The following is a 24003-nucleotide window of genomic DNA, read 5'->3' as shown; positions in this document are numbered from 1 at the left end:
GTTTCTACGCTTTTAACCACTATGAGCTAAGTGTTGAACGCCAATCAAGTATAGGAAGTACCACCCCTTCTTATTCAAATCGTTATAATGGCATAATTTTATTATCTTTATTAGTAATTTGCGCTGGATAACTGAAATATTTCTCGGGAAATATTGTGTAGGTAGTTACTGTAACGGCAAGGGATGTCGTGTTTCCGATATAGGTATGACAAGTAGGCATTCGGTATTGTTCGGTATTAAAAGGAATGATGAGTTTGTGATTTATTTTAATATTCTGACTTTTATTTCTGTTTAACGCTAGTCTGGTCACCTATTTCCCTAGTTGGCATTATGCTGTTATAGCTAGCAGGTATTTTTTAATTGTATTTGGAAAAGAAGACCGTTTCACAATAGTTATTGGGAGTTATAATAGTAAAAGGGAGGGGAATAAGGATGTATTTAAAAGCATGCAAAGTTTTACAGGACAACATAGAGGAAAAACACCTATATCCTTTTAATATACCTAGTTTGCAGGATTTACAAGAGTTAGCGTTTCCAACGAATGTGACGTTTTTTGTTGGGGAAAATGGCTCTGGAAAATCGACGTTACTGGAAGCTATTGCGGATTGCTGTGAATTTAATACAGCAGGTGGGGGACGTCAAAATACCTATGAAGTACATAAGGCGGAATCGGCATTAGGAGATTATATTCGCTTATCTTGGTGGCCTAAAGTGACGAACGGCTTTTTTCTAAGATCAGAGACGTTTTATCAATTTGCAAGTCATATTGATTTGTTAGAACATCCGAATAAGTATGCTGCATTTGGTGGCAAATCACTACACCACCAATCACATGGCGAGTCCTTTTTATCGCTATTTATGAACCGTTTTAAAGGCAAGGCGATTTATTTATTGGACGAGCCTGAAGCGGCTTTATCACCTACGAGACAACTTAGTCTTCTTAAAATCATGAAAGATTTAGAGCATGAAGCTCAGTTTATTATTGCTACCCATTCGCCCGTTTTACTTGGTTATCCGAATGCGACCATTTACAGTTTTGACGATGGGGGAATTGAATCGATTCGATACGAAGACACTATACATTATATTGTAACGAAGCGATTTTTAAATGCACCAGACACTATTTTTGCAGAGCTATTTGATGAGGAGAGAGAATCATGAATCAACGAAAAGGTTTAGTAATGCGAGAAATACGACTTGATGAGATGGCTCAGTCAATTGATTTACTAAATTATGTATTTCAAATGTCTATGTCCATTCATAAGGATCGTCGTTTCGTCAATGCCAAAAGTAAACAGTTCGATGAAGGGCATGCATTTGGCTGGTTTGACGGCTCTCAACTAGTATCACAAATATTAAATTTACCTTTTCAAGTAAATGTACATGGAAAATTTTATGAAATGGGTGGTATTACGGCTGTTGGTACCTATCCAGAATATTCTAGACACGGCTTGATGGAAAGTCTTATTTTGAAATGCCTCGAACAAATGCGAGAGGAAGGTCGATATATTTCTTATTTATTTCCTTATTCCATTCCATATTATCGCAAAAAGGGTTGGGAAATTATGAGCGATATTGTGGAGTTTCAAGTAAAAGATACGCAACTCCCTCATTATGGCGGACTAAACGGTAAAATTCGCCGAGTCGATCCAAAAGATGAGGATGTAGTCGCTATTTATGCACGCTATGCCAAAAAAACACATGGCGTTATGGTGCGTAATAGTATTGCGTGGAATGAAAAATTTCAAGAAGACTTTTGGGAAGAAAAGTTTATAGACAGTGATGTCAAACTACAAGCTGCAATCTATTACGATGAGGACGATGTGGCACAAGGTTATATGTTCTACCGTATAATGGAAGAAAATTTCTATATTGATGAGATTGTTTATATGCAGGAAGAAGCTCGTAAAGGGTTATGGAACTTTGTCTCTGCCCATAGCTCAATGGTCTATAACGTGTATGGGAAAACAACGGGCAATGAAGCAGTCGCTTTTTTACTAGAGGATAGTGAAATTATTCAAAAGGTTTCTCCTTACTTTATGGCACGCATTGTGGACGTAAAGGAATTTTTAATGCGTTATCCGTTTATAGGAAGTGACTTCCAACTGCGCTTTGCGGTAACTGACCGTATTGTCGCTTGGAATAATGGTACCTTTGTTGTCACAGTGCAAAGCGGAGAAGTATCTGTTGAGAAGGTGAGCGAACAATTATCCGAAAATGCTATACAACTAACCGTACAGACGTTAGCTACGATGCTATTGGGCTATAAACGACCTAGCTATTTAGAAAAAATCGAGCGCTTACAAGGTGAAGCAATTGAATTGGCCCTTTTAGAAGCTGTTCTACCTGTAGGTATCCCGACATTTATAGATTATTTTTAAAAGAATTTGTGCAGGGAAAACCTGTGCAATTCTTTTTTGCTTTAATGGAGTGCTTCTTTGTGAAAGAATATGGCATAATTAGTGAATGGAGGGGATGCACTGTATGCCAAAATGTATTGAATGTAAGGAGAAATGGACTTGGAAGCAATCGATGCGTTCGATTGTAACATTTTCACGATTTATCAGTTGCCCTTATTGCGCAAAAAAACAAATGCTCACTTCAATGACTCGTATTTCTATTTTACTTTTGGTCTTTGTACCTTATATTACAATGCCCTATGTTATTGAGGAGGAAGTGAAAAGTTCGGCTGTGGCAATAGGAATTGCTATTTATTTATTGACCTTACTGATGATGATGCCGTTGTTAATGGATTTACGGGAAATACCAAAGCATTTGCAAAAATACGCTCAAAAATGATACATAGTAAAAACACGGGTTTTTGAAAGCCCGCGTTTTAATGTTGTTTGGAACGTAGCAACGGCCATGCTTGTGATAATAATTGAACGCCTTGTTGGATATCCTCGATTGACAACATACTAAATCCTAACTGTAATATTGGTTCAGTGTTTGTCTGTTGCAGATAATACTGGCTAGTTGGGTACACTTTTACACCGCAATGCTCAGCAGCTTGGAGTAGCTCTTCTTCGGTTTGCTGCACATGCAACTTAATCAATACATAAAGACCTGAATGCTCCCCCAATATCGTCATATTGTGCCCGAAGTGCTTTTTAAGTTCTTCTACAAGACAGTTCATTTTATGTTTATAAATAATACGCATTCTTTTAATATGACGTGTCCACTCACCCTTTTCCATAAATGCCGCCATCGTTAATTGATGGAGAGAAGAGGCATTATGTTCAAATTGATCAAATTGTTCTTTGTAACGATGGGTAAGTGACTTAGGCAATACCATATAGCTTAAACGAATACCTGGTAAAAAAGATTTTGAAAAAGTTCCCATATAAATAACGCGCGAATGGTCGATAGAGGCAAGTGCCGGAAATGGTTGCTGCGTATAACGAAATTCACTGTCATAATCGTCTTCGATAATGTAACCACGTACTCTTTTTGCCCATTGAATCATCAATTGCCTTTGTTGAATAGACATTGAAACACCGTAAGGGAAATGGTGGGAGGGGGTTACATATAAAAGCCGTGATTGCATGTGTGTCAATAGCTGAAGTTCAGCGCCATGCGCCAAAACAGGTAGTGCTTCCAACTCAAAACCATTTAATGTAAATGATTGACGTGCACCAACATAACCTGGATTTTCAACAATTACACTTGTAAAATCATGCTTCAAAATAAAACCGAGATACAATAACAATTGCTGTGTACTGCTACCAACAATAATATCATCCGCCTCACATTTTACCCCACGTGCTTGAAGTAAGTAGTGAACAAGCTGCTCTCTTAATACAGGCTCCCCAAAAGGATCGCCATACACAAAACTATCTGCTAACTGGAGTGCTCGATTAGCAAATTGTCGCCAAGTTTTTAGCGGAAAATGGGATTGATCGACAGCACCAGCCCGAAAATCAATTTTTATAGCTGGCAACACCTGCTGTATTTTTTCTGTCCTACTTGTTTGTTCCTCTTTCTGTAAAAACACTTGTTCCAATACATTAACGAAATAGCCTTTACGACCTTCACCACGTATGTAGCCTTCCGCTACCAACTGTTCATAAGCAGTTAATGTCGTATTACGACTGACCTGTAACGTCTCCGCCAATCGTCGAATAGAAGGAAGGCAATCATTGGACTTTAAGATTCCTTGCTCAATTAAAGTCTTTAATTGCTGATAAATTTGCTTATATTTCGCCTCATTATTGTGAATAGGAAATATAAAATCGTCCATATCAAAACCTCCATGACATTTTAAAAAATACAAAAAACGCGCTTTTTATATGTCAGTTACTTATGTATTAGCGTACAGCAATCTTTGTAGAAAGGGAATGCTAATATGCATTTGATATATACTAGTTTGTAATTTTAAATAATGGTAAAATAATGAAAAAGTACAGTGGGAATAAATGGTGTATTTTGAAGCGTTGGAATACACAGGTCAGTATTTCGTAGCGCCGATGATATCAGCAATCTACCAGCACCAAAACAAAAAAAGATTATGTCTATGGTGCTTAAAGCAGATGGAAGGGAGGGTTTTAATTGTTTGCTCAATGTATTCCTTTTAATGATAATGTGAGGGGTAGAATAGGTGGTAATCCTCCAAAATTCATTGAAGAAAAAATATCTGATGATTACAGGTTTTATGCAACTCTAGTTCATCCAGAAAAAGAGGATGTTATGCTTTCGATTATTATTCATAAGGATTTTGATACTTTATTGGAAAGAAATATATATCCTTCAATTGAAGTACGGGTTATAGAGCATAAATACTCCGAAATTGGAAGAAATACGGATAAGCGTATTTTAGATTTAGGTATAAACTCCATAAGCGATTATTCGCAAAAACAAGGGAATAATTATTTGTTTATTAAAGTTTTAGGAGAACCACGTCTTATTCAACCGAAAAGTTATTATGATAAAGAGTTGAAAAATGATAATTACTCCTTTTTTCTACAAATAGACGAAGAAGGCTATAGTGATAATATGGATTATGTATTTATGTACGGTGCATTATATCTATATAAGCATAATGAAACAGGAGAGGTTATTGCTGGTTTCTGGCAATGCTCTTGAACAACCTTGCTATTAACGTGTAAAATGCGCACCTGCTGGTTACTTTATTCAAATCCGTTTGTGCATGACTTACTTACTTGATAATGCTGGAGGAGAGAAGTGTCGTGGAAAATAGCAAATTGCTTCATGATTTTGTTAACTATTTAGATGATGAAGATGTATATTCTTCTTTAGAAAAATATTGGATGGATATGTTTTTCATGTGGTTGCATCAAGAGAATATTGAGGGAAGTGATTGGATATGTCCTTATTACAACACTACCTTCAGTAATGGAAAAAAAATGATGGATGGAAATCCGATATTTTCGGCAAAATCAAAAAAAGAGAATAAAATAATAAAAATTATCCAAGAAAGCTCTAATAATGATGATGTATTTTCTTATTGGATTAATGAAAATAGCAGCCCGAACGAGTTAGTAATAGTTTGTACATTGAACAATAATAACATTGAAAAGATAAAAAAAGTAATAATAAATTGGATTAAAGAAATATTCAAAGATACAAAACAGAAGTATTTAGAAGAAACAAACTAGATTCTATTTTTCCGATAAATAGAATTTTGGAGGTAAATAAAATATGAAAGATATAAATGAATTACAAAATAAATACCAGGCTTTATATGATTTTGATGGAGTTACTAAAGAGTCTTTAGATAAAATTGAAAATGAACTCCAAATAAAGCTACCCAATAATTTTCGTGAAATATCTGGCTTTTATAGTGGAGGTATTGTTGGTGGAATAGATATCCATTCTTTTCAATTTTCTGAGCCAACTAATTTTATACGCGAAACTATAAGAATAAGAGAAGCTGTTGGTTTACCGAATAGATTCGTTGTTATTGCTGAACAAACTGAAAGTATTATTGTTATGGATACTGAAAAAACACCATCAATCATTTGGCTAGATTCTGTAGAAATAAATAAATTAGAGCAGCAAGACTTTATCTCCAAGCCAGATGTATGGGAGGATTTTTCTGACTTTTTTCATCAGATACTAGAAGATGAGGAAGAAGAACGTATATATTAAGGTGAAATAAAAGTGGGGGTAGAACTTCTGGCAAAAAATACAGGTTGTGCAGAAGACTTAGAGATTGCAGAAGAAATTCATGACAGTCTTTTTTATATTATGAAAATACTAAATCAGGAAAATATTGACGATTTTTATAAGTAATATTTATGCAAAAGATGGATTAATATATGCATTGCAATATTAATAATATGGTTCGTGTTTACGGAATACTTTTTCGTTCAAATACATAGGGAGGGTCAGAAGCTTAAAATCTTCTCATCCTGATAATTAAGAGAAGATATGTGTCTAGCGATGTTTTTCACAACAATGATATGAGGTAACTACATGAAAAAAATCACAACAGTACAATTAAGCTTCTGTTTTTGCCTTTGTTAGTGGCATTTGTTACACCTTGGTTAGTCAAGTTGTCACGGGCAATTCCAAATCGGAATTACTCCACTTTACGATGTTTGAAAATCTCATGCTATTTATTTTGATTTTTTTAGGTGTTTATTTATTTACGCTAATCATTACGGTACCTATTGATCTTTATTTTAATCAATATCATAGGTGTGGATAGGTAGGGTGTATCAACCTTTGGGTGTTGAAAATTGATGGATTAACTTCTATGTTTTTGATTATTCCACTGTTTGCAATTTTCTCATTGCTTATAGAATTTAAGTTAAAAAAGTGATAAAATATTACGTTTTGAACTTTAGGCTTGTTCAACAGCTTTGATTTATTTATTTTGGAAAACCACTAGGAATACAAAACTTAGGTACTGTGTAATCTAGGAAATCTTCTAAGTATATCAAAGATTAAGGGGATAGTATGAGATACTATATGATTGTTAAGAAAAATGTAAAGTCGCCTATTTTTATGAAGGGCGTTATTCACGAATCATTTGATGAAACTAAATATAATGAAGGAATGGGATACGAATGGAATAAAATCTTTTTTCAAAAACAAGAAATGCCAAAAGATTTATGGTTAATTACTAATAATAAAATTGAATTTGACTATTATGAGGGTTTTAATGGTCATATTATCAGTAGTGATTTTTTTACTTTGATGAATCAAGTAAATACTTTACAAAAGTATGTTACATCAAATCTACAAGTTGTTAGTTCAAAGGGAAAATCTAAAGTAAAAAAACCCTATTATTTTATTAAGTATTATAATAGAGAAGATTTCGTTGATTACGAGAAGTCAGAGTTTACAAAAAGAAGTGTTCCAGAAAATAAGGTTTTTGACATAAATTATATGGTTGGAAAATATCAAAAAATTGTTCTACAAGAAAATGATAGAGACGTGTTTTGCTTGAATGACTTAAAATTAGCAAGATATCTATTTTGTTCAGAAAGGTTTAAGCAACTTTGTGATGAAAAGCAAATGAAAGGAATTCAATTTATAGAATTGGCAGATGTACCTCAATATTTTTCTTTCTATAATCGATAATCAAGTTCCTTAGTTATCAAAAACTTACAATAATAAAAAAGACTAGGTCATTGTTATTTGGAGGAAATAAATGAATTTAAATTTTAAGTCTACACCCTTAATCACTAAAACAACAAGAAATATTGATGCGCCTGAAATCAATACTTATTTTCAAACTTATATACCTTCGAGACTAATTGAATTTTGGAAATCTTATAATGAAGTTTCATTTGAAAACGGAATCAATATTTATGGTTTTGACATCGCAATCGAAAGAAACGGTTTGTACGAAGTAAGTACTTATGCACCAGAATATATTTTGATAGGAGATGATGGAGGAGGGCAAGGATTGTTTTTAAAAAAGAATAGCGATCTTAACGTATTCTATCAAGATTTCGGTGCATTATCGTTGCCTTTTTATACTTTAGATACCGATTTATTTAGATGGCTGGAAAATGATGCTGTAATAAAAGATGATGATTTTACTTTAGACGAACCTGATTTGATAGATAAGGTAAAAGTTTATATAGTCAGAAAACCAAATGAAGCAAATAAATTTATTATGGAACTAAGAAAATGTTTTAATTTGAACCTTTCTATTAACGATATAAAAGAAAAACTGAATAGTTTACCTTTTTTGGCTTTCCAAGATATCACAATTATGAAGTATGGCAAAACAATTGAGATTTTAAATCAAAAATACAATTGTATAGAGGTTCGTAATTCAAAGAATGTTATTATAATTAGCCCAGAGAAAAATTAGTTAATATAGCGCAACTACAAAGAAATAAAAACATCACTGTACAATTAGAGATATTTAAAATATTATGGTAAAATAAGGATAAATATTTCGGACATATGTAAAGAAAACGCCAAAAGACGCTTTCATTACATATGTTTTTTATTTACAAAAAAGGTGTGTTGTTCATGCATATATATCGACTTGGAAATGACCATGATTTGAAAGATTTAACTTATTTGAATATGTTAAAAAATGCAAAATAAAAGACCGTTAAAAAATGATGTAGCAAAACATCACATAGAAACGAGAGGATAGACATTTTATGAAACAACTAGAAAAATCAATATTAAAATTTATACAGGCGATGAATGAATATCCAAAAGAAGAATCCCCCGTTGAAAAAAACGGAGGAGTCCGTTATAGGTCAAAATTAGCAAAACTTGATGTAGATGAAAAAATTTATCTTTCTCCTGAATTAGTATTATTTTATCAACAGTGTGAAATAATTTGTAATATACGTCCTGATGGCCATCAATTAGATTGTACAGATATTGACTTAGGGAATAGCCTCCTTTTTTTGTATGCCGCAGATAAATTGGTTCGTAGACAAGAAGGATTTCGTTGGATTGGAACCGAAAAAAGAGAAAATCCAAATTGGAATCCAAATTGGCTTGTAGTTGCAGATAAGGATGATGATCCAATTGTAGTTGTCACAAACCAAGAAAATTCACCTGTTTTTGCAAGTTATGAAACGAGTGCCTTATTTCCAATCGCGGATTCTTTTTCTGTCTTTCTAGATGCTCTTTCGGTGACATTAGAAATAATACATGAAAAATTCAAAGGAGAAATAATGGATGAGGAAACTTTTGAAATCTACGATGATTTTGTTGAAATATTAAAGTCTTCTTTGATTAGTATTTTGAAAAAAGAGGAATACGCTGATAATTTAATTGATTACTTATACGGTTAATAAATAATTTTTTTTCGTTTTGTAAATGGTAGAGGGATATCTGCCTCTTAAGGTGCAATGGTTGTAACATCTTCATGCAAAGCAAAGGTAATAGTGGACAGTAATAGGCTATTTGTAGAACTACTTTGAATAACAAGGCTTTGGAGGGAATCAGAATGGAAGCGAGGATGTACATTGAACGATGGTGGGGAGAATATATTGGCGGAACAGATGATACTTGCACTTTAATTGATTATTTGGTTAACAGAGAATTTGAGATAGAAATCCCCGTAGAGATAGACGTTAAAAATTTGTTGCAAGACTTCCAACTGACTAATGCTCGGGAAATAAAAGACTTTCGTCAAACGAAGGACATTTACTTTAGTTACGATAACGGTCATCGTCAGGATATAGGTTGTGCAATCAATTTTATAATGGATGTTACGGCTATTATAGTTGAATGTCAAAAAAACGAAAAGGTTCGTCTTGTGGATTTGGATGGAGGTAGCTTGGACAAAAATGCTGTTATTTCTTTAAAAGTAGAAAAAGAAGAGCTTGCACTGTTAAGGGGAATAGTAGAGGATTTTGTTCATCACCCTTTACATTATGATTTGGCTGAGTTTTGTTCTGAAGATGATATGAGAGAAATTGCAAAACACTGTAAGGAAATTATAGCAGAACTGAACATATAAACAGTGATTGAAAAAGCAAAGATAAGAATTTATGGAGGGCTATGAAAATAGCACAGTGCGAACGAGTAAAATTATAATTTCAGGAGTGGTGTTACGATGAGTATTGGCTTGAAAGAGATATGGGATGGGGAAATCCCAGCAGATGAAATGGCTTTAGCGGAACTATCTGATAAAATATGGGAAATTGGCGGATTGGACACGATTAAAGAAAAGGTTTCGCCAGAGTTATTTCAACTTCACATTGCCATCAATACGATTGGCAACTGGCAGTCGGATGGTTGGGACTATATCTTTGCGTATCAGTCTGAACTGGTACCGCATATTTCAGAGGTTTTGGCGAAATTTGGCTTGCTTCATTTGCAGCATGCTTTTGACGAAGTTTATGCAATTTTTCCAGATTTCATAACATTTGAGGATAATTCACTTTATTGTGACATGATTAACTTCCTGCACAATATGCGACATAAAGTAAGTGAAGAACGTTTGAATGTGTACACACAAGATGAGCGTCAAGCGATGGTGAAACAATATCAGGAAAAGATTCATCAATTGGATAAAATGACGGGGCCTCTATGGGGATATGGCAGCCCAATGGATGGTTGGGCCGTAATCTTAGAGAATTTAAAGGATTAGAATGGATAAGGCGTTCATAAACTCTAAGAAAGAAAAGTTTTTATATACAGCATTTATCAAAAGAGCAAAGATTAAAGGATTGATTAATCATGTTATTCCTGGATTATGGCCTTCGTTTTGCAACACGTACTACATAATTGTGACAAGACATTTATCACTAAATCAGCCTTTTACCTCCTGTATGCCCTAACGGTAAGACATTTCTATATAAAGTTGACGATTGACAAAATACTTGCTAATATATTAGCCATCTAACATATTAGTGGGTGGTTTTTTGTCTTTATACGAACAGGTTAAGCGCATCAATGAAGCAGAATATACGATAAACCGTTTGATCTATAAACATTATAAGCAATATTTAAATAGCGGTATTACAACGCAACAAGCGGTTGTATTAGATATTGTATACTTATCTAAACGTATTACGGTCGGTGAAATTGCGATTGAAATGAATATTAGCTCTAGCGCAGTTAGCCAATTAATAGCGAAGTTGGAAAAGAATAATTATATCAAGCGAGAAATTAATTTACAAAATCGGCGTGAAGTATTTATAACGTTAGCTGAAAATGGCTTAGAGTATTTTTCGAAGCAAGATTATGTAGAACGACAAATTGCTGATAAAATTTATTGCAAACTTTCATCAGATGAGTTAGATGAATTAGAACGGATTGTTGAAAAATTGAAGGAGATTTCGATGAAGGAGTTATTATAAAGCTTCTTCATACCCGATATGTTAGATAGCTAATTTATTTAGGAGGTTAACAAATGAAGAGTATACTTAAAAATATCGCTTTTAAAGGTGCAGTGTATTATGAAAAAAACGGACAAAACAAGCACTATTATGATGGTTATCAAGAACTCGAAAAGAAGCATAATATTAACCAAAATACACAATTTAATTTAGCATCATTAAGTAAAATGTTTACTGCCGTAATGACGTTCCAGCTAATAGAAAAAGGAAGGTTACAGTTAGAAGATAAAATTTCAAATTGGTTTAATGCACCTTATTTTACCGAAGTAACAGTAGCACAATTACTAACACATACATCCGGTATACCAGAGTACATAGTAGAAGATACAACAATAAGTGTTGAAACATTTATTGAAGTAGGGCTACCACAATTTGCGCCAAAAGAGTACTGGTATTACAGTAATACGAATTATGTTTTGCTTGCGAAAATAATTGAGAAAGTTAGCAATTTATCATATGAAACATATTTACGACAATATATTGCAGAACCATTAAATCTTACCTATACAACAACTCAACCTGCCAAACAATGGGAAGCGCATGGTCAAACGTATGATTATGAGGAGCAACGATATAGAAACGTTTCTGATGACCCGTATTTTCATGAAATTGAAAAATATAATAATGCATATGGTGACGGTGGTATTTATGGAACAGTGGCAGAGGTGGCTAAGTTTTTAAAGGCATTTTTGCAAGGTCAGTTCATTAGCAAAGAGCATGTCCAATTGATGTTAACCCCAACAGAATTAGCTGATAATTATGGCTATGGTTTTATTGTTCAAGATGGTTGGGTTGGTCATACAGGAGGATGGCTTGGTTGTTCAGCACAAGCTTTTATTAACACAGCCACATCGGAATTGATCGTTTTAGCAACGAATCAAGAAGTGTTTCCTCAATATGAACAAGAAATTATGAATTACTTAATGGGAATACAATCTTCTGTAGAAGCACCAAAACATATCGACATTTTATCGCTCTCTAAAAATGATGATATTACGGGTCGATATGAATTAGGAGATGAACTTGGCACAAGATTTACGATTATAAAAGAAAGACAATTTATGATTTCATTTGAACATCAGTTGCCTGTGCCACTTTATAAAATAGATGAGTCGTATTATTGGATACGTAATACGATGAGTTATGTAAATATCGAGAATCAATTATTTATTGATGAAGGTGTTGAAGTACCTTATCAAAAAGTTAATTGATATAGTCAGAAAAGTTACATGTATGGAAAGCCAAAAAGCAGTATGTACATGATAAAGGGATTAATTTAAGACTCATTGCCGCAAATACTGTAGAAAATAAACTTTATTTTTCAATTAGCTGAAGTATTGGATTAATGTGTCCGTTAGGAATTGGATGATAAGTGGATGGAAGAATGTCTGTTTCAAAGATATCTTGGAGTTAAGGAGGTAATCGCTTGATTTTGAGTGTTATCCATAAAGAGTTAGCCTTAGTATCTCTATATAGAAGTTAAAGAAGGTTTTTGTTTTATTCTTTAAATTGAAAAGGAAGGCTATTTAGATAAACAAATAAAGTTGTCCCTTTACGTTCGACGCTTAATAGAAGATTTATTGTGAATCCTATAAACATTAAAATATCCATAGATTCAGTTAAAATGGAACAGTTAGAGCACATGTAAAAATGGATGCGATACAGATTTGTAAATCTATTCTTAATATTTTATTTGGAAGGTGCTATTGTGAATTGTGAAAATAAAAATATCAAACTATATATGAATGATGGAAAGATTTTTGATGGAATTTTAACATTATATGAAGAATCTCCAGATGATGAAGAGATGGTTTTAATAGTGTTATCTATTTTGGGGCACACAATAAGTTATCAACATGAGAACTTTTTTCAAGCGCTTCAAAGTTTGCGTCAAAATTTAGAAGAGAAAAAAATACAGATTATGTGTAATGGAGCTGCGCTAAATATCTATCCATCTCAAATGCAACTTTCGATGGGGAGTGGGCGTTTGGCATATAAATTAAAATTTGGAAAACCCGCTATATCAGAAGATATAGTTGATATATTTGAGTGTGAAGATGATTTGAAGTTTGTTAAAATTGAAGACCAGCTTAAATATTATTATAGGTGGTTAAAAAGCTTAGGTTAAATATGATAAAGAAAGAGTTACATCACTTATTACCAACATACATTTTGCAAAGTAAACGAGAAATATGCTGGTGCCCAAGTTCTCCCCGCATGGAATGAGCAGGCATTATTTTAGGCAAAAAAATTTGTTGTAATGAATTAGATGAGCGATCTTCTGAACGTTACTGAAATGGGGCGTGGTAGGAGCACCCCGCTGTGAAGATTAAAGAAGTAATAAAAATGTTTTATTTTGAAGTGATTTAATAGAGGTTTGTTCCGGAATAGAAGATTCAAGTGTGAAGTGAATTTAGTTTGTAAAAGTTTTCTAAGTTTTAAAAGAAGCACTTGTTTGTCACTAGCAGGAAGCAAGTGCTTTTCATGTATCACTTTCATAAGTTTAGAAGGTAATTGTTATTTAAATCGATTTATGAGGACAAACATACTGCATAAAGTATCCTATTGAATTATTGAGAAGAGAGTATGTCTTCTAGTTTTCTCAAATACTTCTGGAGAAGGAGAAATAATGGATATAAATGAAATTAAGAATCTACCTGATAGAGTACCAACTGAAACACTTATATCGATGTTTCAAAATGCATTAAATCAATTTAAAAATAATGAAATTAAAAAAGATAATTTTTTATTAACCCTTAGTCAACTAACAGACAGGCAAACTATGACATACGAGTTATTAAGAAGTGATATAAGAAATGATATTGATAGAACTCTCTCTAGATTATGGAAGACAGATTCATATGATGAAGTAGATACTATTCTTTCTATTGTAGTAAATTTGGGGCTAGAAATTTGTTTTAAGAAAATAAAAGAATCACTGGGGCATTATAATACTATAGATAAATCAACCCTAGATGAAATTCAGGAAACAATAAATGAAGTTGGCGAGAATATTGCTAATCCTTATTATGATTTGGAAAAATTTAAGTGAAAAATAAGATGAATTGCTAAAAAAGCAAGATTACCATATAATGTTGCAATACAATTAAATCATAAGCTCTATTTGAACAAATTTATATTGTGTTAAAAGACACTATAGTTAAAGTTATGACTATTTGTAAGATTGGAAAATTACCATTGTACTAATTGATATTGAGTGCGCTATAAGCCCTTTGTATTTGACTCATTTAGCCTACACGATTGAGAAGTGCTATTTTTACAATAAAGCAATAAGAGCAAGAACAGGATAAGGTTTATTTTTACATATAAGAGATTGATTTGAACAAGAAACAAACAACCAGTTTATGTAAGTTGAATGGTTTAAGCATAATTAACATGTGGTATAAAAGATTCATATGGTCAATACTATGAGCATTTTAAAAATCACGATTGTTATTACATAAGATATAAATTAAAAGCACTTGATTGCCTACAACAGGGGATAAGCGCTTTTTTTGCATGTTTAAATATTGAGTGGTTATAAAGATAAAACCAAAAGAGTTGCTTGGAACAATCTATAAGTGTTGAAATCGACGCTACTATATGGTTTACATTCTCTTAATATTCAATTAGGAATATTTTAAATGATTTAACCAAAAATATTGTATAGTTATTTTCAATAAAAAAGAATAGAAGGATGGGATGATTAGAAATGAAGAAATTTTTCTCTCTGTTGTTTATTTTATCTTTGTTTGTATTTATGCCCTTGGTCACTAACGCAAATGATCTTTCTGAAGAGGCCATAGAACTTCAGCGTAATGATAGAACCGACTTTTCTATTCCTGAAAAAAGCGATTTAACATCAATCATGGGAGATGGGGATAGTAAAATTTATAAAGTTGCCCTTGGTATGAACAGAAGTGAGAAATTAACCTTGGTAACTAGAAAAACATTTGATGTAACTATTACAGATCCAAATGGTGATAGAATCGTTCAAGAAACGGGATTAGGGGACGAGGGTAATAGACAAGTAGAATTTGAAACAAGTATTGTTGGTGAATATTATATTCAAATTAAACCTTCGGAAGATGGAAGAAATAATTATCCTTATAGTTTACGAACAATTGTAGGAGAGCCAGTCTATCTTTATGCTAATCCAAGCTATCGAGTAGGTTTACGTACTTCTTCTATATCTTCAAGAAAAACAACGAGTGATATTCAATATTTTGATTTAACGAATATTAGCAGTATTCCTGACGATGCTATTTTAACAGATTTTACAATAGGCGGTAAGGAGACAAATCGCTATTTAGTTAGTTTGTATTCAATTAAGAGAAGTCTTCGTCCAACATCTAGTTTTTCTTGGATTGATGCTACGTTCCCTTTATATAATCCAAAACAATTAGATGCTGTTCCAAAGCATGCTCAAATAAAAGTAAAGCAACCTTATGCATTTAAATACTCTGCTTCTTTCGATTTACCGGGAACCTATACTTTACAACCCTTTGTTTTAATAAGCTATAAACGGGAAATGAAATAATAGGAGGATTTAAACATGTTGCACTCATTACGTTCAATTTCTCAAAGACAAACTTTTAACTCTCCATCTTATCCAAAAATGGTGTTTTCTCGTAAAGAACAACAGGCTCCTTTAAACTCAAATCAATTAGGCTCACAATTACGGGAAGTACATCACCATAAGCGGGATAATCGTTTGACCATCGAGAAACATCCAGTTGTAGGTAATCCAAATAATTATAAACGCTTCTCCTTAGAGGGAAAAAGCCAAATGTTAGCGAGCATACAAAATTATATTCATACCGGTAATCCTGCTTATCTAAATAGTGTAAGAGATAAGAATAAGGTTTTAAAGGGGTTTCAAAGTTTAGGAAGTGTAGCTTCAGCTTTGAAAAAAATGGAGTTACATATTCAAAAAAAACAGACTAAATTAAACTCTAATATAATAGAATCTCCATCAAGAGAAAGTAATTTTCATAATCAATACCAAGCGAAGGTTCTCCATGTCGATTCAAATTTTAATTTGACTATCAAAAACAATCAAGTTTATGGTATTCCAACTGATTATGGGATTATTAATTATCAGTTTATTGATGATGGGTCATCTAGATATGTAAAGTTATTACATTATGATAATCAAATATCCGATCACAAACGTGTTCATTTAGAGCGAAAACGGCAATTGTTACAGGACATCCAAACCTTTATTCATACAGGTAGTTCTTCATGGTTACACACTGCAAGAGATAATGGTGAGATTTTACAGGGCTTTGAAAGTTTTGGCATTACGACTGAGGAACCCTTTACCATAAATAATGGGTCTAAACGATATCGAATTAGTCCGAGCGGCATTTTGCACAATGTTGATTTAGAAAGTAAAGGAATGCGCGAACAAGATTGGCGCAAATATGGTCACGACGAAAATACAGTTTTTTTAATTCAAGGGAAAGAGTATAAAATGGATGAAAACGGAAGACTTCCTTTACCAGAAGATTATGTTCATAAATATGAGCAAGTAAAAATTTTTAAAAGAAACTAAAAGAGGGCTATAATGGCTCTCTTTTTTATGAGTTCAAGTAGACGATGACAAATGGTACTATATCTAGCGAAAGGTAATAAAAAAATGTGCATCTCTTTATACAAGTTGTCTTTGTAAAAATCCAAATGCATTATAAATGTATAAATTATGCTATTGATTCTTATAGAAGCGGACAGTATGGGGGAAAAAGATAATGGAGATTTTAGAATTACCGATTGAATTTGAATTTAACGGACAAAGGAACACGATATATCCTAGCTTAATTGTATGGAACAATGAACTAACATTGGTCGATACAGGGTATATAAATTTTTTACCATTGATTGAAAATGAAATTATTAAACGTGGCTATGAAATGAAATATTTAAAGAATATTATCATTACGCATTATGATGATGATCATATCGGCTCTTTACATGATTTCAAAGAAAAATATCCTTGGATAAACATTATTGCTAGTGAAATAGAATCATCATATATTAGTGGCGAAATGAATTCTGAGAGATTAGTTCAGGCGGAGGAATTACTGGAAAATATGCCACTTAAAGAAATGGAATTTGGCAAATGGTTTATCAAACAACTAAAGGATTTAAAGCATATTGCAATCAATCAAAAGGTCCATGACGGTGACATGATTTTACATCACGAATGTCGAGTAGTTGCAACACCTGGTCATACATCAGGGCATATTTCATTATATTTTCCAAAGTTAAATAGTGTTATTACAGGGGATGCTGCTGCTAATGAAAATCATGAATTAGTTATTGCAAATCCACACTTTTGTTTAAACATGGACAACGCAAAACACTCTTTGCGAAAAATTCAAAACCTTCAAGCTGACACGTACTATTGTTATCATGGTGGGATAATTGCTTTATAGTAGGGTGAAGCATGTTCAAATGGCAATTGTGATTGGAGAAATTAAAATTTTAGCGCATCACTCTATTGACACATTGAAATGACATGTCTCAATAGATTGCTTGTATTATAGTTTTCCATTTTTATTAATTAATTTTAAGTAGATGCATTAAAACTTTTTCTTAAGCTTACGTTGTAGCACATTAAGAGAAGTTTTATTTTTCTTTGTTAATTTTTTCAATGTTTCTTTAGCGTATTTATTCGCAGGGTCTAATGCTAAAATTTTATAACAAGTTTCAAGAGCTTTTTCATTACTCACTAACTTATCGGGCACCTCATTTAGGAATAATAAGTGTTCTAACGTATCGGGATCTTGTTCATTTGTCAAAGTTACTAGCCTTTCAGCGTGAAAGAGGGCGCAGTGATAGGCACCTTCAATAGGCGTTAATGAACATATAAATAATGATAATGCAAGGTTGTGTAATTCAACAGATTCTTCCTTCATTAATAAATAGTGCAAAAAAGTATAATTCATCATATTGCCGTTATCGTAAGCGATCGATATTAGTTGACTCTGAAATTGGTCGAAATCGCTTTTGTGATATAACGCTTCAGCTTCTTTAAAGTTGAATGATAGAATTTGATGCTCTAGATTTTTTAACATGGAATCAACACCTACATATTACTAATTTTTAGCTATTTAAACATTTTAAAGCGCATTAATAGATAAGAATGGCACTTAACCATTTTAAATAGCACTAGGTTAAAAAGAATCCTTATAACGTTTTAACCTAGTGCTTGTATGTCTTTTCATAAATGTAATGAATAATTTTACTTCATTTTACTTTGTAATTCTTTAAGGGAAGTTTTCGCAGTTTTATTCGAAGGGTCTAACGCTAAAATTTTATGGCAAATTTCAATCGCTTTTTCATCACTTACTAATTTATCAGGAATGATATTAAGGAATAATAAATGTTCTAAGCTAAATGTATCTTGTTCATTTGTTAGCTCGACAGCCCTTTGTGCGTGATAAAAGGCACAATGATGGGGGTTGCCGATAGGGGTTAGAGGGATGATAATTAATGAAAAGGCAAGATTGTGTAACTTCGCTGACTCTTCTTTCATTAATAAATAAAGCAAAAAGGTGTAATTTATCATATTGCGGTTATCATTAGCGATACATAGCAGCTGATCGTGAAATTGTTGGAAATCCATCTTATGATATAACGCTTCAGCATCTTTAAAGTTGGCTGATAAAATGAGCTGTTCTACATTTTTTAACATATTTCATTCTCCTTTGGTTGTATTTTCGTAATGAAGAAAGTTTTATAGTTTCTAGGAGCTTTTTAGTTTTAAAAATTTACGCCGATTTATTAATAGGCGTAATAGGGTAGATAAGAAAGGCGCTTGTACTTTTTTCACAAGTGCATACGATTGTTTACTTCATTCTACGTTGTAACTTTTTAAGTACACTTTTGGCAATTTCATTCGAAGGCTCTAATGCTAAAATTTTATGGCAAGTTTCAAGGGCTTTTTCATCACTTACGACTTGATCGGGCACTCCGTATATGAATAATAAATTTTCTAAATCTCCTACATCTTGTTCATTTGTCAATTCGATAGCTCTTTGTGCATGATAGAGAGCACAATGATAGGCACCTTCGATAGGTGTTAAAGCATGTACACATAATGAAAAGGCAAGATTGTGTAACTTCGCTGACTCATCTTTCATTAATAAATAATGCAAAAAGGTATAATAAATCATATTTTCGTCATCATAAGCACTAATTATGATTTCATCATCAAATTTTTGGAAATCCATTTTGTGATATAACGCTTCAGCTTCTTTAAAGTTGTTTGATAAAATAAGTTGCTCTAGATTTTTTAACATGGAATCATCACCTACATATTACTGATTTTTTGCTATTTAAATAGCATCAATAGATAAGAAGGGCACTTGAAATTTTTGAAATACCACTAGGTTAAAACGAAACCTTATAATGTTTTAACCCAGTGCTTGTAGGTCTTTTCACAAATGTAATGAATAATTTTACTTCATTTTACTTTGTAATTCTTGAAGAGAAGTTTTCGCAGTTTTATTCGAAGGGTCTAGTGCTAAAATTTTATGGCAAATGTCAATCGCTTTTTCATCACTCACTAATTGATCGGGGACAATATTAAGAAATAATAAATGTTCTAAGCTAAATGTATCTTGTTCATTTGTCAATTCGACAGCTCTTTGTGCGTGATAGAGAGCACAATGATAAGCACCTTCAATAGGTGTTAGAGCATTTACAAATAATGAACAGGCAAGATTGTGCAACTTCGCTGACTCTTCTTTCATTAATAAATAATGCAAAAAGGTATAATTAATCATATTTTTGTTATTATAAGCACTAATTATGATTTCATCATCAAATTGCTGGAAATCCATTTTGTGATATAACGCTTCAGCCTCTTTAAAGTTGGCTGATAGAATGTAAAGTTCTAAATTTTCTTCCAATTTTTATTCACCTCTGTACTATTTATTTTACTTGATAATAAAGATGCTTGTATCTATTGAAGTAGCCCTAAGTTAAAACAACTAACTTGAAATTTTTAACCTAGGGCTAGTACGTAAATTGATTAACATTGTTTTGTAATATTGCTTTTCAGTATCTTTAAAGAAAACTGTTTACTGAAAGAATTCAATTTTCTATTTTCTATTCACCCACCCATTACTTACGTGTATTTTACCATTTTTTCTTACAAAAGTTACTGTGACTGTATGACCATTTATATTTAATGTCTTCTTTCTTGCAGAGCCATAAGGACCCTCTTTCCCGTAGCGCATCACGTAAGACATTACTTTTGCTACATCATCCCAATTATTCTTCGTTACTTTATGCCAATCATGCTTTGGATCTAGGATGTGCTTGCGTGAATTAGCATCTAATCTTTCTATAGAAGACAATATTTTATCAAAATTTCTACTGCGAATCGCATTCGTTGTAGCTTTTCTACCGTATTTTTTTATAGCATATGAAATACCGTATCTTGCTACGGCGGCTATAATGACTACTGGTAAAGCAGAAGCTTGAGCTTCTAATGTATCAATATCATAAATTTCGCCATCAGATTGATCGACAAAAGTTGCTGAGAAATTTTGTCCTTCATTTGTATGAACGATTACTTCATATTCATGGGAGATTTTTTCTCCATCTTCTTCCACTGTACCATGCAATAAAATGGATTCGGTAATAGTATCATAATATATTACAGTGGATACATGAACATCCGTAGTGTTGATGTCAGTATATACTGTGACCAAATCACTTTCTTCTTCAACATGTAAATCTAATTGTTCAGTATCATCTATCCCGAGCTCTTGTAATATTTCATTTTCGACTTCAATCGTATTATATTCGATCGTGTTCGCTTCATCATTTGCGTAAGATTTGAGAGGATCAACACTTGGCACAAGAGAAATTAGCATTGTTATTACAATTAATTTAATTAAGAATTTTTTCATCATTCATAACTCCTTTTCCTAATTAAGTTGTATAAAACCATGTCCGTATTCTTCATCAAATCCAGGTAGACCTAAATCTTTCACATAAGGTGCTAGAAAGCTATTTAAATTAGTACTATTCATCTTTTCATTAGTGTTTCCAAGTATATAAGCGATAGAGCCCGTAACGAAAGCTGCCGCAAAAGATGTCCCATTAAATATGCTGTAGCCACCATTATTGTCAGTAGATAAGATATTTTTACCTGGTGCGGCGTAATCGATTTTGCCTTTTCCAGAGTAGCTATAGCTTGTGAAATCAGATTTTAATGCAGAAACTGAAATGACACCTTCGTATTTCGCTGGGTAATCAACCCTTAATCCTAGTGTGTTACCAGAAGCGGCTACAATAATAATTCCTTCGGCTAAAGCCTTCTTTATAACCTTTTCAAATTCCAGATTATTTGTTTCAAATCCAAAGCTAATATTGATAATATCTACATCATTTTTGATACTCCATTCAATACCGTTGATAACTGTTTGAAAGTCACTTTTACCTTGACTGTTTAAAACTTTGACATTATAAATCTCTACATTATCCTTTGCGATTCCAGAAAAGCCCATTTTATTTTGAGACGAACCGATAATCCCGGCAATGGCTGTACCATGGTTTAACTCATCAATTGGTTCTTGGTCCGATTCGATAGCGTTATACGACGCAACAATTTTATTTTTTAAAGCAGCATGATGGGAAATACCACTATCCAATATCGCTACTTTAATCTTTTTATTAGTTGGTTTTTCGTTCTTTCCCAAAGTTGAATGAACCGCATCATACCCCCAAATTGCACTGTCTTCATATCCAGCAAACTGTTGCATGGCATAATTTATAAGGAACGCTAGTAACACCAAAAAAAGCACAACTATAATGTGTTTTTTAATATTTTCATCACCCTTTTCCTCAAATAATCTAAAGCACTGGTTGCTAAAACGAAATACACTTGGATAGTAATGATTGAACGAATAGCCTAATTTTGATGCTTCTATAATAAGCGATGATTTATCGATTTTTTCAAAATATTCCTAAAAGAATATTGAAGATTTTTGATTGCTATATTCTTTTAGGAATATTTCGTAAAAATAAGATGGGATTTTTGTATATTTGTATAAACAACATTGCTTAAATGCTAATGGGGAGGGAGGTAAGCATAAAACTAGTAGAAGTTTGATAGGATTTACATAAATTAAGAGGGAGTAAGGAGTGAGGAAGTGTGAAATTCATTCCAAAAGTTTATTTTATTAATAAACAATTCACACAAATTTTTTATGCACAATTTTTATCAGGTCTTGCAGATAAAATTATCCTATTTATTTTACCGCTTTGGATTTTGGAAGTAACAAGATCATCCATCTTCGTTTCCATTTTAAGTGCTTGCAGTACAATTGCCATCGTGATTCTTTCTCCGTTTATGGGGACTTTTGTCGATAGATTATATAAAAAAAATTTAATGCTTGTCGCAAACAGTATACGATGTATGTTATTAATCTTACTTGCCGTTATTACCATTGTGGGCTATTTTGATTTTTTGTATATACTTCTTATTTTTATTGTCTATTCATTTGGCAGTACGATACATTCCCCAGCAGCCAATGTTGCGCTCACAATTATTGTCAATGATGATGAGCTGCAGGAGGCTGTAGCTATTAGACAAACATCGAATCAGCTAGAGAGCGTTTTAGCGCCAACGTTAGGTGGTCTGTTATTTAGCGTGTTTAGTCCAGGAAACTTCTTTCTTATTAATGGGTTGTGCTTCGTTCTTTCTCTTCTTATATTGTTAACTTCAAATATTACAGAACAGCATAAAGCTAAAGCGAAACAATCTTTTCTAGTAGACTTAAAGGAAGGCGTGTCTATTCTTTTCCAAGATAAGATATTAAAAACCTTTCTTTTTAGCGCGGCTATTATCAATATTTTAGGTGCAGCAATTATGTTAACACTACGAGTAATCGTTATTAATATGGAAGTAAGCTCATTATGGTGGAGCCTTATTTTTGTTGGCTCACCTGTTGGGGTAATCATTGGGGCTTTTATGTCAATGAAATGGAAAGTACAATCCAGCATATTTATTTACGGTTTTATATGTTGTGCGGTCATGGGGTTTTTTAATATATTGATGAGTCTAGCTAATACGCCACTCGTGCTAACGATTTTTTACTTTTTATCTGGAATAGCATTTGGTATGAGGAATACTTATTTTGGCATAATGTATAGAAGAAAAATTCCCGTTGAAAAGCAAGGAAGATTTTTTGGATTTTTAAGTGCTGCCTTATTAATATCCATTCCGGTGGGACAAGTTTTTACGGGTGTGTTATTAGATTCTATTAATCCAAACCTTGTTATGGGGATATTAGGCTTGCTAACTGTCGTTACTGCATTAGTCTCAATAAAAGTATTAGGTCGTGAACAAAAGAAAAAAATCGAATATTCGAATTGATGGAGCGAAAGCTCTGACTTCCATTAATACGCTTTGCAAGCCCCTTTCTTTCAAGAGGTTTGCAAGGCTTTTATTAATGGACAACAAAAAAACGCTAATTGTACAATAAAGGTAGATTTGGTACGTTACTCGATTTTGAAACAGGGGAGAGTGGTTTTAAGAATAGTTTGATTTTCTTCAAATTAGCTTCCTCTCTCAGTACCGATTAACCAAAGTGTTGAAGTTGTTATTTCAATCTTGACCTCATTGATCAATTTAAATACCCCCTTGTTAACTACATCATTGCATACATTTCAATCATTTTAGAAAAAT

27 protein-coding genes are annotated in these 24003 nt (G+C 32.8%); 20 read left to right on the top strand and 7 right to left on the bottom strand.

What is annotated here, in order from left to right; genetic code table 11:
- Positions 1 to 432: 432 nt before the first annotated feature.
- The 3 genes from FC748_RS07825 to FC748_RS07815 all read left to right on the top strand — a co-directional run bounded on the left by FC748_RS07825 (position 433) and on the right by FC748_RS07815 (position 2799).
- Entirely contained in the window at positions 433 to 1161 is a 729-nt protein-coding gene (locus FC748_RS07825; RefSeq protein ID WP_108030942.1) for an AAA family ATPase, read from the top strand.
- Positions 1158 to 2381, top strand: coding sequence for a GNAT family N-acetyltransferase (locus tag FC748_RS07820; protein ID WP_024363646.1), 1224 nt, complete (start codon positions 1158 to 1160; stop codon positions 2379 to 2381). The genes FC748_RS07825 and FC748_RS07820 overlap by 4 nt, the downstream gene beginning before the upstream one ends.
- A 103-nt stretch (positions 2382 to 2484) precedes the next feature.
- A complete protein-coding gene (locus tag FC748_RS07815) occupies positions 2485 to 2799 on the top strand; it encodes a TIGR04104 family putative zinc finger protein (protein WP_167492655.1) in 315 nt (104 codons plus the stop codon).
- Between the two features lie 37 nt (positions 2800 to 2836).
- Here the strand turns inward: FC748_RS07815 and pdxR are convergent, their stop codons facing one another.
- Positions 2837 to 4240 (bottom strand): MocR-like pyridoxine biosynthesis transcription factor PdxR, encoded by a 1404-nt coding sequence (gene pdxR / locus FC748_RS07810; protein WP_108030940.1) that lies wholly within the window; start codon positions 4238 to 4240, stop codon positions 2837 to 2839.
- Positions 4241 to 4548: 308 nt separating this feature from the next.
- Between pdxR and FC748_RS07805 the strand changes: the two genes are divergently transcribed.
- From FC748_RS07805 to FC748_RS07735, 16 genes are all read left to right on the top strand, one after another.
- A complete protein-coding gene (locus tag FC748_RS07805; protein ID WP_024363649.1) occupies positions 4549 to 5082 on the top strand; it encodes a hypothetical protein in 534 nt (177 codons plus the stop codon).
- Positions 5083 to 5186: 104 nt separating this feature from the next.
- Positions 5187 to 5615 (top strand): hypothetical protein, encoded by a 429-nt coding sequence (locus FC748_RS07800; RefSeq protein ID WP_024363650.1) that lies wholly within the window; start codon positions 5187 to 5189, stop codon positions 5613 to 5615.
- A gap of 43 nt (positions 5616 to 5658) precedes the next feature.
- The gene (locus FC748_RS07795) at positions 5659 to 6108 is read left to right on the top strand and encodes an SMI1/KNR4 family protein (protein WP_024363651.1); all 450 of its coding nucleotides are present in this window, start codon (positions 5659 to 5661) and stop codon (positions 6106 to 6108) included.
- A 12-nt stretch (positions 6109 to 6120) separates the two neighbouring features.
- On the top strand, positions 6121 to 6252 hold the full coding sequence (locus FC748_RS22405) for a hypothetical protein (protein WP_255313708.1): 132 nt from the start codon (positions 6121 to 6123) through the stop codon (positions 6250 to 6252).
- 681 nt (positions 6253 to 6933) lie between these two features.
- A complete protein-coding gene (locus FC748_RS07790) occupies positions 6934 to 7548 on the top strand; it encodes an Imm43 family immunity protein (RefSeq protein WP_167492654.1) in 615 nt (204 codons plus the stop codon).
- 70 nt (positions 7549 to 7618) lie between these two features.
- Positions 7619 to 8290 (top strand): hypothetical protein, encoded by a 672-nt coding sequence (locus FC748_RS07785; protein ID WP_108030938.1) that lies wholly within the window; start codon positions 7619 to 7621, stop codon positions 8288 to 8290.
- Positions 8291 to 8591: 301 nt separating this feature from the next.
- Positions 8592 to 9239, top strand: coding sequence for a hypothetical protein (locus FC748_RS07780; RefSeq protein ID WP_108030937.1), 648 nt, complete (start codon positions 8592 to 8594; stop codon positions 9237 to 9239).
- A 155-nt stretch (positions 9240 to 9394) separates the two neighbouring features.
- Positions 9395 to 9910 (top strand): imm68 putative immunity domain-containing protein, encoded by a 516-nt coding sequence (locus FC748_RS07775; protein WP_108030936.1) that lies wholly within the window; start codon positions 9395 to 9397, stop codon positions 9908 to 9910.
- Between the two features lie 96 nt (positions 9911 to 10006).
- A complete protein-coding gene (locus tag FC748_RS07770; protein WP_108030935.1) occupies positions 10007 to 10543 on the top strand; it encodes a hypothetical protein in 537 nt (178 codons plus the stop codon).
- Between the two features lie 274 nt (positions 10544 to 10817).
- Complete coding sequence (locus FC748_RS07765; protein ID WP_024363668.1) at positions 10818 to 11255, top strand: MarR family winged helix-turn-helix transcriptional regulator; 438 nt, start codon at positions 10818 to 10820, stop codon at positions 11253 to 11255.
- 53 nt (positions 11256 to 11308) lie between these two features.
- Positions 11309 to 12505 (top strand): serine hydrolase domain-containing protein, encoded by a 1197-nt coding sequence (locus FC748_RS07760; RefSeq protein ID WP_108030934.1) that lies wholly within the window; start codon positions 11309 to 11311, stop codon positions 12503 to 12505.
- Between the two features lie 497 nt (positions 12506 to 13002).
- Positions 13003 to 13422, top strand: a complete 420-nt coding sequence (locus tag FC748_RS22190) for a hypothetical protein (protein WP_202974237.1) — start codon at positions 13003 to 13005, stop codon at positions 13420 to 13422.
- Positions 13423 to 13923: 501 nt separating this feature from the next.
- A complete protein-coding gene (locus FC748_RS07750; protein ID WP_108030933.1) occupies positions 13924 to 14346 on the top strand; it encodes a hypothetical protein in 423 nt (140 codons plus the stop codon).
- A gap of 660 nt (positions 14347 to 15006) precedes the next feature.
- Entirely contained in the window at positions 15007 to 15834 is an 828-nt protein-coding gene (locus FC748_RS07745; RefSeq protein WP_108030932.1) for a hypothetical protein, read from the top strand.
- A 15-nt stretch (positions 15835 to 15849) separates the two neighbouring features.
- Positions 15850 to 16851, top strand: coding sequence for a hypothetical protein (locus FC748_RS07740; RefSeq protein ID WP_108030931.1), 1002 nt, complete (start codon positions 15850 to 15852; stop codon positions 16849 to 16851).
- A 193-nt stretch (positions 16852 to 17044) separates the two neighbouring features.
- Positions 17045 to 17731: an MBL fold metallo-hydrolase gene (locus tag FC748_RS07735; RefSeq protein ID WP_108030930.1), complete on the top strand. Its 687-nt coding sequence runs from the start codon at positions 17045 to 17047 to the stop codon at positions 17729 to 17731.
- 147 nt (positions 17732 to 17878) lie between these two features.
- Here FC748_RS07735 and FC748_RS07730 read toward each other — a convergent pair whose 3' ends face one another.
- From FC748_RS07730 to FC748_RS07705, 6 genes are all read right to left on the bottom strand, one after another.
- Positions 17879 to 18373 (bottom strand): hypothetical protein, encoded by a 495-nt coding sequence (locus FC748_RS07730; protein WP_108030929.1) that lies wholly within the window; start codon positions 18371 to 18373, stop codon positions 17879 to 17881.
- Positions 18374 to 18540: 167 nt separating this feature from the next.
- On the bottom strand, positions 18541 to 18993 hold the full coding sequence (locus FC748_RS07725) for a hypothetical protein (RefSeq protein ID WP_108030928.1): 453 nt from the start codon (positions 18991 to 18993) through the stop codon (positions 18541 to 18543).
- Positions 18994 to 19147: 154 nt separating this feature from the next.
- Entirely contained in the window at positions 19148 to 19600 is a 453-nt protein-coding gene (locus tag FC748_RS07720) for a hypothetical protein (protein WP_108030927.1), read from the bottom strand.
- A 159-nt stretch (positions 19601 to 19759) separates the two neighbouring features.
- Positions 19760 to 20212 carry a hypothetical protein gene (locus tag FC748_RS07715; RefSeq protein WP_108030926.1) on the bottom strand — a complete coding sequence of 151 codons (453 nt, stop codon included), beginning with the start codon at positions 20210 to 20212 and terminating at the stop codon, positions 19760 to 19762.
- A gap of 192 nt (positions 20213 to 20404) precedes the next feature.
- Entirely contained in the window at positions 20405 to 21223 is an 819-nt protein-coding gene (locus FC748_RS07710; protein WP_108030925.1) for an SAR2788 family putative toxin, read from the bottom strand.
- A gap of 15 nt (positions 21224 to 21238) precedes the next feature.
- The gene (locus tag FC748_RS07705) at positions 21239 to 22105 is read right to left on the bottom strand and encodes a S8 family serine peptidase (protein WP_244311203.1); all 867 of its coding nucleotides are present in this window, start codon (positions 22103 to 22105) and stop codon (positions 21239 to 21241) included.
- 362 nt (positions 22106 to 22467) lie between these two features.
- Between FC748_RS07705 and FC748_RS07700 the strand changes: the two genes are divergently transcribed.
- Positions 22468 to 23691 carry an MFS transporter gene (locus FC748_RS07700; RefSeq protein ID WP_108030924.1) on the top strand — a complete coding sequence of 408 codons (1224 nt, stop codon included), beginning with the start codon at positions 22468 to 22470 and terminating at the stop codon, positions 23689 to 23691.
- The last annotated feature ends 312 nt before the right edge of the window (positions 23692 to 24003 follow it).

The organism is Lysinibacillus sphaericus (assembly GCF_005217585.1).
Classification (GTDB): Bacteria; Bacillota; Bacilli; order Bacillales_A; family Planococcaceae; genus Lysinibacillus; species Lysinibacillus sphaericus.
The sequence above is the reverse complement of the archived record's forward strand: the minus strand, read 5'-3'. Positions and strand labels throughout refer to the sequence as shown.

Bases quoted from the DNA above. Each gene is read 5' to 3' on its own strand.
- FC748_RS07825 (WP_108030942.1), top strand. From the start codon at position 433: ATGTATTTAAAAGCATGCAAAGTTTTACAGGACAACATAGAGGAAAAA.
- FC748_RS07820 (WP_024363646.1), top strand. From the start codon at position 1,158: ATGAATCAACGAAAAGGTTTAGTAATGCGAGAAATACGACTTGATGAG.
- FC748_RS07815 (WP_167492655.1), top strand. From the start codon at position 2,485: ATGCCAAAATGTATTGAATGTAAGGAGAAATGGACTTGGAAGCAATCG.
- pdxR (WP_108030940.1), bottom strand. From the start codon at position 4,240: ATGGACGATTTTATATTTCCTATTCACAATAATGAGGCGAAATATAAG.
- FC748_RS07795 (WP_024363651.1), top strand. From the start codon at position 5,659: ATGAAAGATATAAATGAATTACAAAATAAATACCAGGCTTTATATGAT.
- FC748_RS07790 (WP_167492654.1), top strand. From the start codon at position 6,934: ATGATTGTTAAGAAAAATGTAAAGTCGCCTATTTTTATGAAGGGCGTT.
- FC748_RS07785 (WP_108030938.1), top strand. From the start codon at position 7,619: ATGAATTTAAATTTTAAGTCTACACCCTTAATCACTAAAACAACAAGA.
- FC748_RS07780 (WP_108030937.1), top strand. From the start codon at position 8,592: ATGAAACAACTAGAAAAATCAATATTAAAATTTATACAGGCGATGAAT.
- FC748_RS07775 (WP_108030936.1), top strand. From the start codon at position 9,395: ATGGAAGCGAGGATGTACATTGAACGATGGTGGGGAGAATATATTGGC.
- FC748_RS07770 (WP_108030935.1), top strand. From the start codon at position 10,007: ATGAGTATTGGCTTGAAAGAGATATGGGATGGGGAAATCCCAGCAGAT.
- FC748_RS07760 (WP_108030934.1), top strand. From the start codon at position 11,309: ATGAAGAGTATACTTAAAAATATCGCTTTTAAAGGTGCAGTGTATTAT.
- FC748_RS07750 (WP_108030933.1), top strand. From the start codon at position 13,924: ATGGATATAAATGAAATTAAGAATCTACCTGATAGAGTACCAACTGAA.
- FC748_RS07745 (WP_108030932.1), top strand. From the start codon at position 15,007: ATGAAGAAATTTTTCTCTCTGTTGTTTATTTTATCTTTGTTTGTATTT.
- FC748_RS07740 (WP_108030931.1), top strand. From the start codon at position 15,850: ATGTTGCACTCATTACGTTCAATTTCTCAAAGACAAACTTTTAACTCT.
- FC748_RS07735 (WP_108030930.1), top strand. From the start codon at position 17,045: ATGGAGATTTTAGAATTACCGATTGAATTTGAATTTAACGGACAAAGG.
- FC748_RS07730 (WP_108030929.1), bottom strand. From the start codon at position 18,373: ATGTTAAAAAATCTAGAGCATCAAATTCTATCATTCAACTTTAAAGAA.
- FC748_RS07725 (WP_108030928.1), bottom strand. From the start codon at position 18,993: ATGTTAAAAAATGTAGAACAGCTCATTTTATCAGCCAACTTTAAAGAT.
- FC748_RS07720 (WP_108030927.1), bottom strand. From the start codon at position 19,600: ATGTTAAAAAATCTAGAGCAACTTATTTTATCAAACAACTTTAAAGAA.
- FC748_RS07710 (WP_108030925.1), bottom strand. From the start codon at position 21,223: ATGATGAAAAAATTCTTAATTAAATTAATTGTAATAACAATGCTAATT.